Genomic DNA, 15,140 nt, shown 5'->3' with positions numbered 1-15,140 from the left:
CCTTATTTTTGACAAATATTTATCACCCAGTCCTGCATGCAACAAACTAACGAATTGAACAATAACTGGCGCCGCGTAGCCGCAAGCGTTTACAAAAAACCTACCGATGCCAAAATCCTTGGTTCGGTTGAGATTGATGTAACAGAAATTGAGGATTATATCAACCGCAAGCGCAAAGAGGGCCTTCGTATCACCCTTACACACGTATTTACACTTATCATTGCCAGGGCTTTAAAGCAAGATGTCCCTGAGCTGAACGTTTATGTCAGCCGCGGAAAAGTCATCCCACGACCAACCATTGATGCAAGCATCAGCGTGTTGTTGCGCGATCAGCAGATGAGTTCCATTAAGGTGACCGATGCAGATACTTTGACCCTTGCTGAACTTGCCGATTTGCTTATGGAAAATATCCGCGATTCGCGAAAAGGAACAGAAAACAAAACCATGAAGATGAAGGGAATCCTGGCAGGTATTCCCTGGCCTTTCCGCGGCTGGATTTTCAGGTTTCTGAAAGTTCTGTCCATTGACATGGGCATCTCCATTCCTGCCTGGGGGCTTTCGGCCAGCAGCTTCGGCTCGTTTATGATCTCAAATATCGGCAGCCTTGGCCTTGATGCCGGTTTTCCAGCGCTTTTTCCAATATCCAATGTTTCGTTTGTGATGATCCTCGGCGGTGTAAACATGAGGCCCTGGGTAGTTGAGGGGCAAGTTGTTCCGCGTCGTGTGCTTTGGCTTGGTACTGCCATTGACCACCGTGCCGTAGATGGTTCGCACGGAGGAAAGTTGTTTCGTTACATCCGCGAAGTCCTCAGGGATGTCGAGCAGCTTGAAAGAAAACCGGTTTGGTTCGAACCAAAAGCTGTTTAAACTCCAAGCCCAAAATCCAAAATCCAAAGTTCAAAGCTCAAAGTCTAAGATTCAACTTCAAATTAGCTGTCATTTGAGATTTACGAATCTTAAATCTGGAATTTTGAACTATTAATCCATCCCTTCATTACTCCATCACTCCACTACTTCATTATGCCATACTGCTAAACTGCTACACTGTATTACAGCATCACTATTCTTGTTGCGAACCATCAGGGAAGGTTGCAGGTTTAGAAAAAGCGGGATTGGTAAGAAACTCGTCGTCTCGCAGGGTTCTGATAAAAGCAAGCAAATCCTGTTTTTTCTTTGGTGTAAGTTGAACGCCACCGTTGTTAACATGGTGCATAAGCGGGTGCACATAAGGGGAAAGTTTCACATCATGAGAGTAAAAATCAATTACTTCCTCAAGTGTTGCGAACCGGCCATCGTGCATGTAAGGCGCTGTTAGTTCGATGTTTCTCAGGGTAGGAGCCCGGTAAGCGCCCTTGTCATTCGGATCGCCTGTGATGGAGTAGCGATCGCGGGGATCATCAAAAACGGTGTCTTTACCGTTGTTGTAATAAAGATTCGTGGTAAAAAGCGGCACACCGCTACCCCCATGGCAATGAAAACAATCAGCGCCTTCTTCGGTCATAAAAAGCTCATAACCGCTGAGTTCATCCTGGCTTAACTGTTCCTCGCCACGCAAATAGCGATCAAACTTTGAGTTTGCCGAAATCAGTGTTCGCATAAACTGGGCAATAGCCTTGCCAATGTTTACCATAGTTACAGTTTCCGAACCGAAAGCCTTGAAAAAGAGTTCAGGGTAACCCGGAATGCTTTGGATTAATGCAACGGTACGGTTGGTGTCGCCGTGCATTTCATGTGGGGCTACAACGCCCATCCACACCAGGTCTTCGAGCTGTCTTCGTGAAGTATCGCTATTGCTTTCGTGGATCAAACCATTCCAGAGATAACCGTTGTGGTTGAAAACCTTATTGATGAGTGGCATCATATTGTGCGGAGTCGGAATACCGGTCAAGCCGAAAGTTTTTCCACCGGTAAATTTCGGATGTTCAATGCCGCAAACAAAAGACCGCGATTGAATATGGCAGGTGCCGCAACTCATCAGCGAATCGGCATGGGTCCGACCCGAGAGACGGCCATCGTAAAAGAGATAGCGGCCAAGTTCCACACCTTCAACCGTCATTGGATTATCATCAGGAATGTTAAGTTTGTTAGGGAAAAACCTGGGAATTTCAATCTCGTAAGGTGTTGGGTCGTAAACAGGATCATCGTTATCCTTGCCGCACAGAGCAAATAGCAACAGGAAAATGAGCGAAGCCAGGAAGAGGAATATTTTGTTGTGATTCATGATGAGCAAAGTTAACGAATCTTTGTGAGACCCATGGCTTTGACTGATGACTTCAGGTTGTATTTCACTGTAAGGAGTTCAATACAGGTCACATCATTTTTTTGCTTCCACAATCCTGGGTTTCTCCTTGCTTACGGTAGCCCCCAGCACAAAGCCTGCGCTAATGATCACGAGGTTTTTAATTATATATTGCCCTTCGAGAGTGGGAGCATACGGAATTCTTGTAAACACTTCGGCGGGGAAAAGAAAAACCGGTGACATGGTTCCGATCATTTGCAGAAAGAGCAGGAAAAGGGTAACGCGCATGTAAATACCGGTGAGCAAGCCTATTCCGATAAGCACTTCCCATACAGCGAGAATATGAATAGAGATGCTTCCCGGGATCAGACCAAATGCCAATACATCAACAGTGCGGATAGCGAGGTCCTGTGCCGGACTGAGGCCGGAAAAGAACTTCAGGATCCCGAACCAGAAGAAAACAATCCCGATACTCAGTCGCAACAGCACAAGGCCATATTTTGACATCCATGAGGTAATGCGCTTATCAAGCCGGTCGTAAAGAATTTTAGGTTCTTGCATGAGATTTTTTTAGCATTGGAAGAGTTGCTTTGATAACATTTTAGGGTGTTTCAATGTTCAGAAAATAAATTCATAAACATTAGAGACAACGCATACCCGGCTTACCTTCTATGCTATCAATAATGCTGTTTAGGGTAATTTGTTTTTAAAAAATACTCTGAGGACTCAGATCTGATGCAATCAAACTCCTGTTTAATGATTACTAAAACTAAAAAGCTAATTTTGGTGTGTTTAAAATAATCATATGAAAACGAAAAGACTGATTCTATTCCTGATGCTTATGACCCTGAGTTTAACAATGATGGGTCAGGTGAAGTATGAACAGGAAAAGAGAATATCTGAAAAGGATGTGCCAAAAAGAGCCAGGAAGTGGTTGAAAGATGCATTTGAGGATATCAGGACAGCAAAATGGTACTTTGAAACCACCCCAGCAGTAAATAGCTATGAAGCAAAGTTCAGGTGGGAGAGCCATGATTATAGTGTGAAGTTTGACACCTCAGGGCTGATTGTGGATGTTGAAAAAAAGATAGAACTATCCGAAATGCCCAAATCAACCAGCTTAGTTATTCTTTCGTATTTCGATGATCATTTTCAAACATACAAGATCCAGAAAATTCAGGAACAAGCAACTGGGGACGAAGATGATCTTGAAGATTTCATTGATGAAAACGAAGAAGAAGGAATTACCATCAGATATGAGATTGAGTTTCATGGTGTCACCCATGAAGAAAATAAACTCTGGGAGATGCTATTCAGCAGTGAGGGAGAATTGATCATGCAGCGCGAAATTTATTTATCTCCTAACTTTAATTTCGACTTCTAAAATTCAAGTATCTGCTGTTTCACCTGAAAAGCCCTTAATTATCTGAAACAACTAATGCAAAGATCAAAATCACTGGCTGTTAGTGGAGCGGAAAAGTTGCCACCACCTCATTTTAAAATAAATCAACTCCTACTGTTCCTTATTTTATTCCTTTTGCCATCGGTTATTCCTGCACAAAAATTCGTAAAATCCTCGGCTTTTTCGCCTGACTTAGCTATTAACTTCAAACTGAACGAGGATTATTTCCTGAACACGAAAATAGAAGCGTTTCACTATTTTGTGGAGCGGGATGTGAATGATTCGCCAATCTGGGTCAGTAACTTCGATGGAACGGATTTTCAACTTTTCCTTACTAAAAGGCTAAATCCTTACAACCGGGTATCGCTGGGTTATCAATATGGTTTTGAACCCAATGATCCTGGTTCGCACCGGATTATACAGCAATTCTCGACTATTTCCCGCCCACGCAATTTAACTATTGGACATCGTTTGCGAAGCGATCAAACCTTTTATCAGGAAGAATCCTTTAAACTCAGGCTCAGATACCGCTTTAGCCTTGAGGTTCCGCTTCAGGGGCAGGCACTTGATCCGGGTGAATTTTTCCTTCTCGCATCTGAGGAAGTTTTATTCGATTATCAGGATTCTACAGTTGGCTTTGAAAACAGGCTGGTATTCAATATCGGCTATATGATCAAACCCTCGCAAAAACTGCAGTTTGGCTTCGATCTGAGATCCGAAAACGGACAGCTATTTACTAACAACACATTGTTGGTCAAGTTAGGCTGGATTGTAAACTTGTAAGAAGTGATACAGGAACAATAGTGACTCCATAGTAAGCCAAGCTTATATAACTAATAATCCCTGAGTTCCCTCGCAATTCTTCAAAATAATTTATTGAAAACAGTACAATTCCCGCGATCTTACTTCTCTTTCCTACAAGGCATTCAGAAAATTTTTCTTAAAAAATGCAAAAAATAATTGAATACGAAGTTTTTCGTACTATCTTTGCTACGAAAAACTTCGTACTATGAATTCTAAAAAGCACAGACCTACCGAAAGCGAACTTGAAATCCTTCAAATACTCTGGGAAAAAGGCCCGGCCACTGTCCGTGAGGTTCATGAGATTATCGAATCCAACCGTGATATTGGCTACACCACTACATTGAAGATCATGCAGATCATGACAGATAAAGGCTTGCTTCAGCGTGACACTTCGCAGCGATCACATTTATACAACCCGGCTTTTAAACGCGAAGATATAGAGGGAGATATGCTGAATAAAATGATTCAAAACCTTTTCAGTGGATCGGCAAGCCGGATGGTGATCGGGGCTTTGTCGCAGAAGAGTTTGACAGAAAAAGAGATCGGTGAAATCCGTGATTATTTAAATCAACTTCAAGTCCCGGAGCCATGAACATCACAGAACATCTGTACCACCCTGCTGTAAATGCACTTGGATGGGCCTTGTTACACTCCCTGTGGCAGTTTGCTTTGATTGCTGCATTAATGATGTTGCTACTGAGGTTTCTCAGGCATTCATCTCCAGTAACCCGGCATAACCTTGTCCTGATTGCGCTGCTGGCAATGCCGCTAACTTTTGGTTACACATTATTCAGTCAGTGGGTGGTTTTTTCAAGAGCGCAGCAGCTTGTTTCGCTTGGCTTTGAGGATGTGGTCTGGTTAACTCACCAGGGCAGCACTTCATTTTTTGCGGTTCCGAAAAATTACCCGGTATTCCTTGAAAAGTTTGATGCTTTCACACCAATGATCTTCCTAATCTATCTCGCAGGCATAATCCTGTTTTCATTGAGCGGTTTGGCTGGTTATATCAGGCTTTTCGTTTACAAAAACCGTTATTCTTATCCTTTGCCCGAAAAATGGGTTGATAGAGTTTCAGACTTGATCTACAAATCAGGGCTTAGGCTAAATGTACAACTATTTATCTCTTCGCGCATCAGCGTTCCCTGTGTGGCAGGGTTCATCAAACCGGTGATATTGTTACCTCTGTCTTTCTTTTCAGGCTTAACACCGGCTCAGATTGAGGCCATTCTTTTGCATGAATTCAAACATATCAAACGCCTTGACCACTATGTTAACATGTTGCAGAATATCCTTGAAACACTATTGTTTTTTCATCCGGCAGTATGGTGGGTTTCTAATCAATTGCGTAATGAAAGAGAGAACTGCGTTGATGAGTGGGTTGTGAAAACCACCGGCAAACCAAGGGTATATGCTGAAGCCCTGCTTTCGATGGAAACCGAAAAACTCAGTGCTATTTTGCAGCCTGCTATGGCGGCTGTTTCAGGTAAGCACCAATTATTCACACGTATTAAAAACATAATGAACATGAAAACACGAAAAATCAATTCCGGACAAAAAATCGCGGCACTGCTGCTTGTTATTTCAGCAGTTGTATCGCTGGCCTGGATCAATCCAGCCTTTATCACTGTGACCCCAACAAATTCCGATCTAATTACAGAAAATAATATCTCTTTAGCCTCCAACGCCAATCCTTTTACAGAACCGGTTCCCGACACCGTTATCAGGAAAGAACCTGAAAACATTTGCTTACAGGATGGAACTACAGTGTTGTGGAAGGATCTGAGTGAAGAGGACAGGAGGGATATTCAGAGGGTAATTGAGGAAGCACGGCTAGCCGTCTCAGTGGCGAAGCTCGAAGTGATGGAACATTTCAATTCGGAAGAATTCCAGGAAGAAATGCGGAAAATGAGAGCTGAGGTTGCCGAGGCAATGGAAATTGCGAGGCAGGAGGTAGAAAAGATTCAATCCGAAGAATTTAGAAGGGAGATGGAAACCGCCCGCGAAGAAATTCGCAAGGCCATGGAGCAGATGGATAAAGAGGAAATGCAACAAGCGAGAGAAGAGATGAGGAAAGCAATGCAGGAAATGGAAAATATTGACTGGACGGAAATAAACAGTGAAATCTCCAAAGCATTAAAAGAAGCGTCCATATCAATGGAAGAAGCTGGAAAGCTACTTCAGGACCTGGGACCAATACTGAACGAAAGTCTGCATCCGATTGAAATTGAAAAGATCATAGAAGAACTCAGCAAATCATTGAAAGAATTGAACGTTGAACTCGACGAAGCCATTGAAGAGCATGAAGAAGATTTAAACTGACCTGGATCAAATCTGAAAATTTCTTAATCCCGGTACATTGATCCGCCGGCTTTTTCACAGGGTTTTAATCTCTGCCTGAGGCAGGGATTTAGACCCTGATTTTTTTGAAACATAAAAATGATTCATGGGATTGCCGAACCGCGCCAGCATCCGGATAGCTGTTATACAGTCAGTTAATCCCAAAATATAATAATTGCTTTCAGTTTAGGTTATTAAAGGGCTAAGGCTTCTCACCTTTCAAAAACCTTAAACCAACCTTATGAAACCATTTATCATTGTGCTTTTCATGGCAGCCCTGTTGGGTTGCAGCAATCAGGAAAAAATAGATTACCAGCAAATTGAGTCATACCAGGACCATAGTGTTCCAACCCTGGAAATGGACTTAACAGACACCTCGAGAGTATTATTGATTTTCCCCCATGCCGACGATGAAATTGTAGTGGGAGGGTTAATCATGTTTCTTAAAGAACAGGGTGCATCAATCCATTTGCTAACCCTCTGCGGGCACAACGAAGCCCGTGGGCAGGAATTGAATTGTTCAGCAGCCCGGTTAGGGATTGAAAAAGTGGATGTTGCAGGCCTGGTAAACAATACCTGGGATGACATTATGGAAGATAAAATTCTATTCTGGTACGATCAGGAAGATAGCATAAAGCGCATTATCCAAAACAAAATCAATGACTTCAAACCGGATGTACTCGTGACTTACGATACAGAAATTGGCGGTTACGGACATCCCGAGCACAGGATATCAGCACAACTGACCGAAGATTTATTTCTTGAGAATAAGGACAATCCGGAATTCCGGCCAAAGCATTTACTGCAACTTACTCTTTCTGATAAGCTTGAAAGCTTCTTCGTTGCAAAATCTCCGGGATATGAATGGGCTAAGAAACTGACCGGAAGCGATGGGCTCCCGGATCCTGATTTTGCCCTGGATATCAGGCCTTACTGGGAAGCTAAAAATGAGGCGGGACTTTGTTATCAGTCACAGATAAAGATTTTAAGAAAATTTTCCCTCGTGTACGATGAGGAAAATAAACAAAGCCATATAAATGCCTTCAGCAAAGAGTATTATACATTGCTAAAAAGATAAAATCCATCATGTGTTAAAAAATTAGTTTATGGAAACGGTTGCCGAATACATCATGACCTTCCCGGAAGAAGTGCAGATGCTTTTAAATCAGATTCGAACCATTATCATAGAATGCGCTCCTGAAGCCATTGAGAGCCTGGCATATCAAATGCCATCGTACAAAATCAATGGGAGACCGCTTGTTTATTTTGCAGCTTTTAGAAACCATATCGGGTTTTATGCAACACCTTCGGGACATGCTGAATTTAAAAAGGAGCTTTCAACATATAAGCAAGGCAAAGGCTCGGTGCAGTTTCCTTTTGATAAGCCCATTCCTTTTGATTTAATCCGGCAAATTGTTGCTTTCAGGGTGGAGGAAAACAAGACAAAGTCAAAAAAACGGTCAGGATAAACAGAGGAGATTTTCGATTTCGGATTTCATCATAAAGATTCAAGATTCAAAATTTCATATTCAAAATTCAGTTTCCTTCTGAGTTTGCTTTTTTATAGCGGGCAAAAAGGCAGTCAGCATTCCAAAATGTAGCTGAAATTTATAGAATCCTGCTGTCAACCGTGGCTTTAGTGATTTGTAAAAAATACTGATAACCAATAAGTTTAATTACCTTTGCCGGATTATAAATCAACCATACAATTAGAATGATGCGTGAACTCAAAATAGGTGGATTAAGCATCCCCATCCCAATTATCCAGGGCGGTATGGGTGTTGGTGTTTCAATGTCGGGCCTGGCTGTAGCCGTTGCAAACGAAGGGGGAGTGGGAGTTATTTCTGCCGCAGGCCTTGGACTTGTGCACCGGAATCCCGCACTTGATTTTGTGGAAGCCAACATCGAAGGTTTAAAGCAAGAGATCAGAAAGGCAAAAGAAAAAACACAAGGGGTCATTGGTGTGAACATCATGGTGGCCATGTCAAATTTCGCCGAACTGGTTCGCACCGCCATAGCTGAGAAAGCCGATATCATTTTCTCAGGCGCCGGATTGCCTCTTCAATTGCCCGAATTTCTCAAATCCGACAGTCTTACCAAATTAGTGCCTATTGTTTCATCAGGCAGGGCGGCCAAACTCATCTGCGAGAAATGGAAAACGGCCTTCAATTATCTGCCCGATGCATTTGTGGTTGAAGGCCCAAAAGCAGGCGGTCATTTGGGTTTCAAGAAAGAAAACATTGATAATTCGCATTTCACCCTCGAGGAACTGGTGCCGGAAGTTGTAAAAGAAGTAAGGTTTTTTGAAGAGAAATATCAGAAAGAAATACCTGTAATAGCCGCCGGTGGCATTTATACCGGTCAGGATATTTACAACATCATGCAAAAAGGCGCCAAGGGCGTTCAACTGGGAACCAGGTTTGTAACTACCGTGGAGTGCGACGCTTCACCAAATTTTAAACAAACTTATATTGATGCCGTTGAAAGTGACATGGAAATCATAAAAAGCCCTGTTGGCATGCCAGGCCGGGCTATTCACAACGATTTTATTGCCAAGGTAAACCAGGGAGAAAAAAAACCAGTTAAATGCCCCTACCATTGCATCAGAACCTGCGATGTGTCAACTACTCCGTACTGCATCATGGCTGCCCTTTTCAACGCTTATAAAGGCAACATGAAAAGCGGTTATGCTTTTGCCGGCAGCAATGCTTACCTGGCAAATAAAATATCAACAGTAAAAGAGATTTTCCACGAGCTGATGACTGATTTTCGCGCAGCCATTAATCGCTCAGAAACAACTGCGTGATTTTCACGAAATTTTGAACACAACAAAAAAGCCTGGCGGGTCGCAACCTGCCAGGCTTTATATAATTTACAGCTTATAATTTATCGTTTGATGATTTTCTGAACGCTAACATCATCGCCATTGAGAACACGAACGATGTACATTCCATTGGGCCTGTCTTCAAGATTGAAATGAAGATTGGTTTTGCCGCTCAAATTGTCGGTGAAAACTCTTTCGCCCATGGTTCCGAAAATCTCAACTATGGTGGGAACCTCATTATCAAAGCCGATCAGATTCAGGGTGAAATTGCCTGATGTTGGATTTGGGTAAAGATTGGTTGATTTACCTTCAGCAACTTCATGAATGGGCTCGATAAATGACTCATCCTCAATTGAAAGTAGGTTTGGAGGGTTGCAGAAGTCGCCATTCGGGTCAATAAAGAAATGCCCGTACGAACCTGCATGAGCCCTGAAACCATCTTTTAGGATTATACTATTTACTGCCGCAAGCTCAAGGCTGGCTCCGCTTTCAAGAAGGAAATTGGTTCCGCCTCCGGCAAGAACAACCTTATCTTCTGAGTCGAAGCATGCAGAGTTTCCATCTTCGATCACGAGATTTGGTGAGTTGTATTCGAACGGGAAGCCAAAGAATGGATAGCCATCGTTATCGCTGTAAGCAGCATCCTCAGCCCATAAATGAATGAAGTTCCAGGTATTAAAAGTGTTGGCGTCATACGGTGAGGTCATTTCTGCAGTGGTTCTGCCAAGCCCCCCATCACTTGTAAGCCTGCCGGATGTTTGTGTGTCCCAGTAGCTGTTTGAAGTTGTGGCTGAAGAAGAGGAGCCTGTAAGACCGCCAACCGACGAAGTACCTGATACTGCTCCCGTTGAATATGAGTTTATAATATCAGCATAATAATTCCATCCCACTAAGCCACCTACCCTTGCCAAACCTGTAATGCTGGCCCTGCTGTAACAATCTGTTATTAAACCGATAGATGTACCTAACCCATCGTTGATACCTGCAATCCCGCCTGCATCTCCTGAAACGGTGTTTGTAACTGAGCCTGTAGAATAACTTGTGAGGATAGTTCCATTGTTATAACCAGCCACAGCCCCCACATACCTGCCACCGGTAATATCAGCATCAAGAATGCTTGTTCGTGATATCCTGCCGGCGGGAGAGGTAAGCCCAAACAAGCCAATGTTGCTTGTTGCAGGCCTGTTTATAAACAGGTTTTCGATCACGAACCCATTACCGTCAAAAAATCCATGAAATGGACTGGCAGTGCTGCCAATTGGTAGGAATCCGGTTCCAGTGGTCATATCGGTTTTAAAATCTTCCCAGTTACCTAATTGTTCGTAGCTGTTGTCATCGTCAAAATCCAAATCATTCATTAGGATGTAATGAGCTTTCAGGTTATTTCTGATATTATCCAAGTCCTGAATAGTGTGTATCTCAACTGGCAGTGGACCAGGTAAAGGTGATTGTGTATTATTTATAAGATAGGGATAAGATGCCTTTTCAACAATTGACCAGATATTATCAAAATCCCACCCGGAGAATGCTAATTCAAGTTTCATTTCCCAGATCGTGAGTGACGCACCCTCAGTGCTGGAATTTACTGCAGCAGTTTCAAGGTTCCAATAGCTATTTAATGAGGTACCTGCTGAAGTTGTACCGACCAATCCTCCTGCTTCGCTTGGGGATGAAACAGCACCGGCTGCATAGCTGTTGATAATTTCTCCATAATAATTCCATGCTGATAAGCCCCCGGCACGGGTTGAACTCGCATGGGCATTAGCCAGCGAATAGCAATTGATAATCAATCCGGGGTCGGTAGCACCAAGCCCATTGTTGATCCCGACCAAACCACCGGCAGTTTGAACTGCCATCACCTCGCCGGTTGAATAACTTGTTGCAATGGTTCCATGACTGTAGCCCTTGATGGCACCTACATAGTACCTGCCTGTAATATTCACGTCTGTCACACCCAGGTTCCTTACCTCACCAGCGCCGTTGCTATAACCGATCAATGCAATATCATCAGCGGTTGGCCTGTTAATATACAAGTTACTAATTGAATAACCATCGCCATCAAGCAAGCCATTGAAACGGTTTCCTGTTACGCCTATGGGAGCGAAGCCTAAACCAGTAGTTACAGATGTTTTGAAGGCTTCCCAACCACCAACCGGATCATAACTGCCATCATCATTGAAATCGAGATCTTTAGTGAGTATATAATGGCCATGCATGAGGTTGCGAATATTGTCAAGGTCCTGAATACTGCTTACTTCAAAAGGAATAGGGGCTGGAGGCGGTACCTGCGTATTTTCCTGCAGGTATGGATAGGATGAACCAGGATTTATTGCCCATATATTAGCGAAATCCCAGCCTGAAAAGGATGAGGCTTGCTTCATCTGAGCCATTGTTAAACCATCCCCACCGTTACTGCCTACCTGGGCAGAGGTTTCAGAATTCCAATAACTATTGGTGGTAGAACCTGAAGATGAAGTTCCGACCAGTCCTCCGGTGTTACTGGGAGATGAAACACCACCGGTAGCATAGCTATTAATTATTTCGCCATAATAATTCCAGCCTGAAAGTCCACCGGCTCTTGATGAACTTGCTTGAGCATAGGCCTGAGAGTAGCTGTTCTTGATAAGGCCGGGATCGGTAGCAGCAAGCCCGTTATTAATACCTACAAGCCCGCCGGCAGTTTGAAACGCTTCAACAATACCTGTTGAATAGCTAGTTGAGACGGTACCATGACTATATCCAACAATGGCGCCTACATAATACTCGCCGCTAATATTTACGTCTATCACACCCAGGTTCCTTACTTCACCCGCACCGTTGCTATAACCTATCAATCCTACTTCATCGGCAGTTGGCCTGTTAATATACAAGTTACGGATCGAATAACCATTTCCATCAAGCAATCCGTTAAACCGGTTTCCCGTAACACCTATGGGAGTAAAGCCCTCCCCTGTGGTTACAGAAGTTTTGAAAGCTTCCCAGCCGCCAATCGGATCATAGCTGCTATCTTCGTTAAAGTCGAGATTCTTTGTCAGGATATAGTGGCCATGCATGAAGTTCCTGATATTGTCAAGATCCTGAATACTGCTGACCTCAAAAGGGTTCGGGCCTGGTGCCGGCGTTTGCTGGCTGCTCTGAAGGTAAGGATAGGAAGAGCCGGAATTAATTGCCCAAATACTTCCGAAATCCCAGCCTGTAAATGAAGATGCCTGCTGCATTTGAGCCATTGTTAGTCCACTGCCAGCGGCACTGGAAACCTGAGCTGAAGTCTCGGAATTCCAATAACTATTGGTAACAGTTCCAACAGATACTGATCCAAGTAACCCACCTGAATTACTGGGAGCAGAAACGCCTCCCGCGGCATAACAATTTGTGATGGTCCCATAATAATTCCATGCTGCCAGGCCTCCTGCTCTCGAAGATGAAGCCCGTGCATAAATCTGCGAATAACTATTGGAGATAGCCCCGGTATTACTACCATTTCCATTGTTGTAGCCCACAAGTCCACCAGCACTCTGAAACGCTTCAACAATCCCAGTTGAGTAACACAGGTTAACAGTACCTTCGTTATTTCCTACCAAAGCACCAACGTAGTATCGGCCAGTTACGTTCACATCAACAACTCCAGAGCGGCTGATTACAGCCGTTGCGCTGATGTAACCAAATAACCCGATATCATCACTTAAACTCCGGTTAATGAATACATTTGAAATAGTATAACCTTGTCCGTTATAATTTCCGGTGAACTTTGCAGAACTTTTACCTATAGGTTCCCAACCGTCACCGGTGTTATAAGGGGAAACATTCAGGTCAATGTTGGCAGTTTGAATAAAGTACGAACCTAACTGGGTTCGCACATTATTCAAATGTGTGGGCGTAGCAACAAGGTAGGGATCACCTATGGTTCCGGTTCCGCCACCAAACTGTGCGTACATTGTCATGGGTAAGCTAAGGGCAATAGCGAGTACCGCAACAATGTACCTGTTTGTAAAAATTTTCATAGTAATTTGATTTTTGGTTTTTAAACGCTGAATTGTAAAAAAATAGAATTTATTATTTCAGTGAATATTGCAGGTTGGAATAAGATTAGACTTGAAACCGGCAAATTACAATCGTGAATTCATGAATGTCCATTAGGTATGAACACCATATTTGCACTTGTGTTTACTTACCAAATGCTTGTTTAGCGTTAACGAAATGTTAAATTTTACATTTACTGGAACCTTCGTTATACTGATTGTCAGAAACTATGCCGGGAATTTTCCAGATCGACACCATGACAGGGTTTGAAAGCCAAATCCACAGACTTCACCAGCTTTCTTTTTATATTTGGACCCGGATGTAATCAAAACATCTGATCACCAAGCATTGCGCCTGGAATTATAGAAAATAAACTAATTTAGTCCCTCAGAAAACAAGCCGTTTCATGATACTGAATGCACTCAAACCACGAAAAGCGCTGAATAATGCGATTTTGAAATACTACCAATCTACAAAACCAACTCGACCAATTGGTTTACCAGTTTTATGGGTTGACGGAAGAGGAGATTGGGATTGTGGAGAAGGGGTGAGCTTTTAAAAATTAAACAATCATGGCAGAAATAAAAACAAAACAAACCGAGGCAGACGTTCACGAATTTATCAATGCGTTTGCCGATACAGTGCAAAAACGTAAAGACAGTTTTGAGCTTTTGAAGTTGATGCAAGATGCAACAGGGTTCGAACCAAAGATGTGGGGACCGTCTATTATTGGGTTTGGAAGCTATCACTACAGATCTGAACGAAGCCGGCAAGAAGGGGATTGGCCGCTTGTTGGCTTTTCGCCACGCAAAGCAGCCATTTCACTTTACGTTTATTCTGGTAGCCCGAAACACGAACATCTATTAGCAAATCTCGGGAAATTTAAAATGGGCAAAGCCTGTATTTATGTCAAAAAGCTTTCTGACATAGACCAGAATGAACTGAAAAAATTAATTTCGGAGACTATTAACTTTATGCAATCGAAATATGGGAAACCTTAAAATCGAAATCAAATGGGCGATCATTTTTACTGTGGTGGGATTGCTATGGATGCTGCTGGAAAAACTATGCGGACTACACAGCACTTATATTGACTATCATATTTATCTGACCAATTTGTTCGCAATCCCGGCAATAGTAGTTATGGTATTAGCGCTGAAAGACAAAAAGAAGAATTTTTACAACGGACAAATATCCTACAAGCAAGGCTTAATTTCAGGCATAATCTTGTCAATAATTATAGCTTTGCTGAGTCCGTTAGCTCAATGGATTACTTCGTATTTCATCACACCGGAATATTTTCCAAACGTGATAAAACGCTCAGTTGAAATAGGGTATTACAGCTCGACAGAAGAAGCCCAGGCAAATTTCAACTACGCGAACTATGCGAAACAAGGAGCTATTGGTGCTTTAGTTATGGGCATTGTTACCACCGCGATAGCAATGATTTTTATTCGTTCAAAATCTAAACATTGAGTCTGCTCCGAAAAGTTACAAATTGCTGATTTTTATCG

General features: G+C 42.8%; 13 protein-coding genes. 10 read left to right on the top strand and 3 right to left on the bottom strand.

Translation table 11 applies throughout. The annotated features are described in order from the left end of the window. Positions 1 to 36 precede the first annotated feature (36 nt). Complete coding sequence (locus IH597_08245) at positions 37 to 867, top strand: 2-oxo acid dehydrogenase subunit E2 (protein MBE0662444.1); 831 nt, start codon at positions 37 to 39, stop codon at positions 865 to 867. 193 nt (positions 868 to 1,060) lie between these two features. On the opposite strand, the gene IH597_08240 is transcribed toward IH597_08245, so the two are convergent. Then, positions 1,061 to 2,221 (bottom strand): cytochrome-c peroxidase, encoded by a 1,161-nt coding sequence (locus tag IH597_08240; protein MBE0662443.1) that lies wholly within the window; start codon positions 2,219 to 2,221, stop codon positions 1,061 to 1,063. A 93-nt stretch (positions 2,222 to 2,314) separates the two neighbouring features. Then, entirely contained in the window at positions 2,315 to 2,800 is a 486-nt protein-coding gene (locus IH597_08235; protein MBE0662442.1) for a DoxX family protein, read from the bottom strand. A gap of 244 nt (positions 2,801 to 3,044) precedes the next feature. Here IH597_08235 and IH597_08230 point away from each other — a divergent pair, with 244 nt between their 5' ends. From IH597_08230 to IH597_08200, 7 genes are all read left to right on the top strand, one after another. After that, positions 3,045 to 3,623 carry a hypothetical protein gene (locus tag IH597_08230; protein ID MBE0662441.1) on the top strand — a complete coding sequence of 193 codons (579 nt, stop codon included), beginning with the start codon at positions 3,045 to 3,047 and terminating at the stop codon, positions 3,621 to 3,623. 54 nt (positions 3,624 to 3,677) lie between these two features. Continuing rightward, the gene (locus IH597_08225; protein ID MBE0662440.1) at positions 3,678 to 4,424 is read left to right on the top strand and encodes a DUF2490 domain-containing protein; all 747 of its coding nucleotides are present in this window, start codon (positions 3,678 to 3,680) and stop codon (positions 4,422 to 4,424) included. A 226-nt stretch (positions 4,425 to 4,650) separates the two neighbouring features. After that, positions 4,651 to 5,037: a BlaI/MecI/CopY family transcriptional regulator gene (locus IH597_08220; protein ID MBE0662439.1), complete on the top strand. Its 387-nt coding sequence runs from the start codon at positions 4,651 to 4,653 to the stop codon at positions 5,035 to 5,037. Further along, positions 5,034 to 6,764: a hypothetical protein gene (locus IH597_08215; GenBank protein MBE0662438.1), complete on the top strand. Its 1,731-nt coding sequence runs from the start codon at positions 5,034 to 5,036 to the stop codon at positions 6,762 to 6,764. Before IH597_08220 ends, IH597_08215 begins: the two co-directional genes overlap by 4 nt. 259 nt (positions 6,765 to 7,023) lie before the next feature. Then, positions 7,024 to 7,860: a PIG-L family deacetylase gene (locus tag IH597_08210; protein MBE0662437.1), complete on the top strand. Its 837-nt coding sequence runs from the start codon at positions 7,024 to 7,026 to the stop codon at positions 7,858 to 7,860. Positions 7,861 to 7,888: 28 nt separating this feature from the next. Beyond that, positions 7,889 to 8,251 (top strand): DUF1801 domain-containing protein, encoded by a 363-nt coding sequence (locus tag IH597_08205; protein ID MBE0662436.1) that lies wholly within the window; start codon positions 7,889 to 7,891, stop codon positions 8,249 to 8,251. 248 nt (positions 8,252 to 8,499) lie between these two features. Further along, positions 8,500 to 9,588 (top strand): nitronate monooxygenase, encoded by a 1,089-nt coding sequence (locus IH597_08200; GenBank protein MBE0662435.1) that lies wholly within the window; start codon positions 8,500 to 8,502, stop codon positions 9,586 to 9,588. Positions 9,589 to 9,668: 80 nt separating this feature from the next. Here IH597_08200 and IH597_08195 read toward each other — a convergent pair whose 3' ends face one another. Next, positions 9,669 to 13,607 carry a T9SS type A sorting domain-containing protein gene (locus IH597_08195; GenBank protein ID MBE0662434.1) on the bottom strand — a complete coding sequence of 1,313 codons (3,939 nt, stop codon included), beginning with the start codon at positions 13,605 to 13,607 and terminating at the stop codon, positions 9,669 to 9,671. Between the two features lie 591 nt (positions 13,608 to 14,198). Between IH597_08195 and IH597_08190 the strand changes: the two genes are divergently transcribed. After that, entirely contained in the window at positions 14,199 to 14,627 is a 429-nt protein-coding gene (locus IH597_08190; GenBank protein ID MBE0662433.1) for a DUF1801 domain-containing protein, read from the top strand. Then, complete coding sequence (locus IH597_08185) at positions 14,614 to 15,102, top strand: DUF4199 domain-containing protein (GenBank protein MBE0662432.1); 489 nt, start codon at positions 14,614 to 14,616, stop codon at positions 15,100 to 15,102. The genes IH597_08190 and IH597_08185 overlap by 14 nt, the downstream gene beginning before the upstream one ends. Positions 15,103 to 15,140 lie beyond the last annotated feature (38 nt).

Source organism: Bacteroidales bacterium, from assembly GCA_014860575.1.
GTDB lineage: Bacteria > Bacteroidota > Bacteroidia > Bacteroidales > JAAYJT01 > JAAYJT01.
This window is presented reverse-complemented; position numbering and strand designations above follow the sequence as displayed.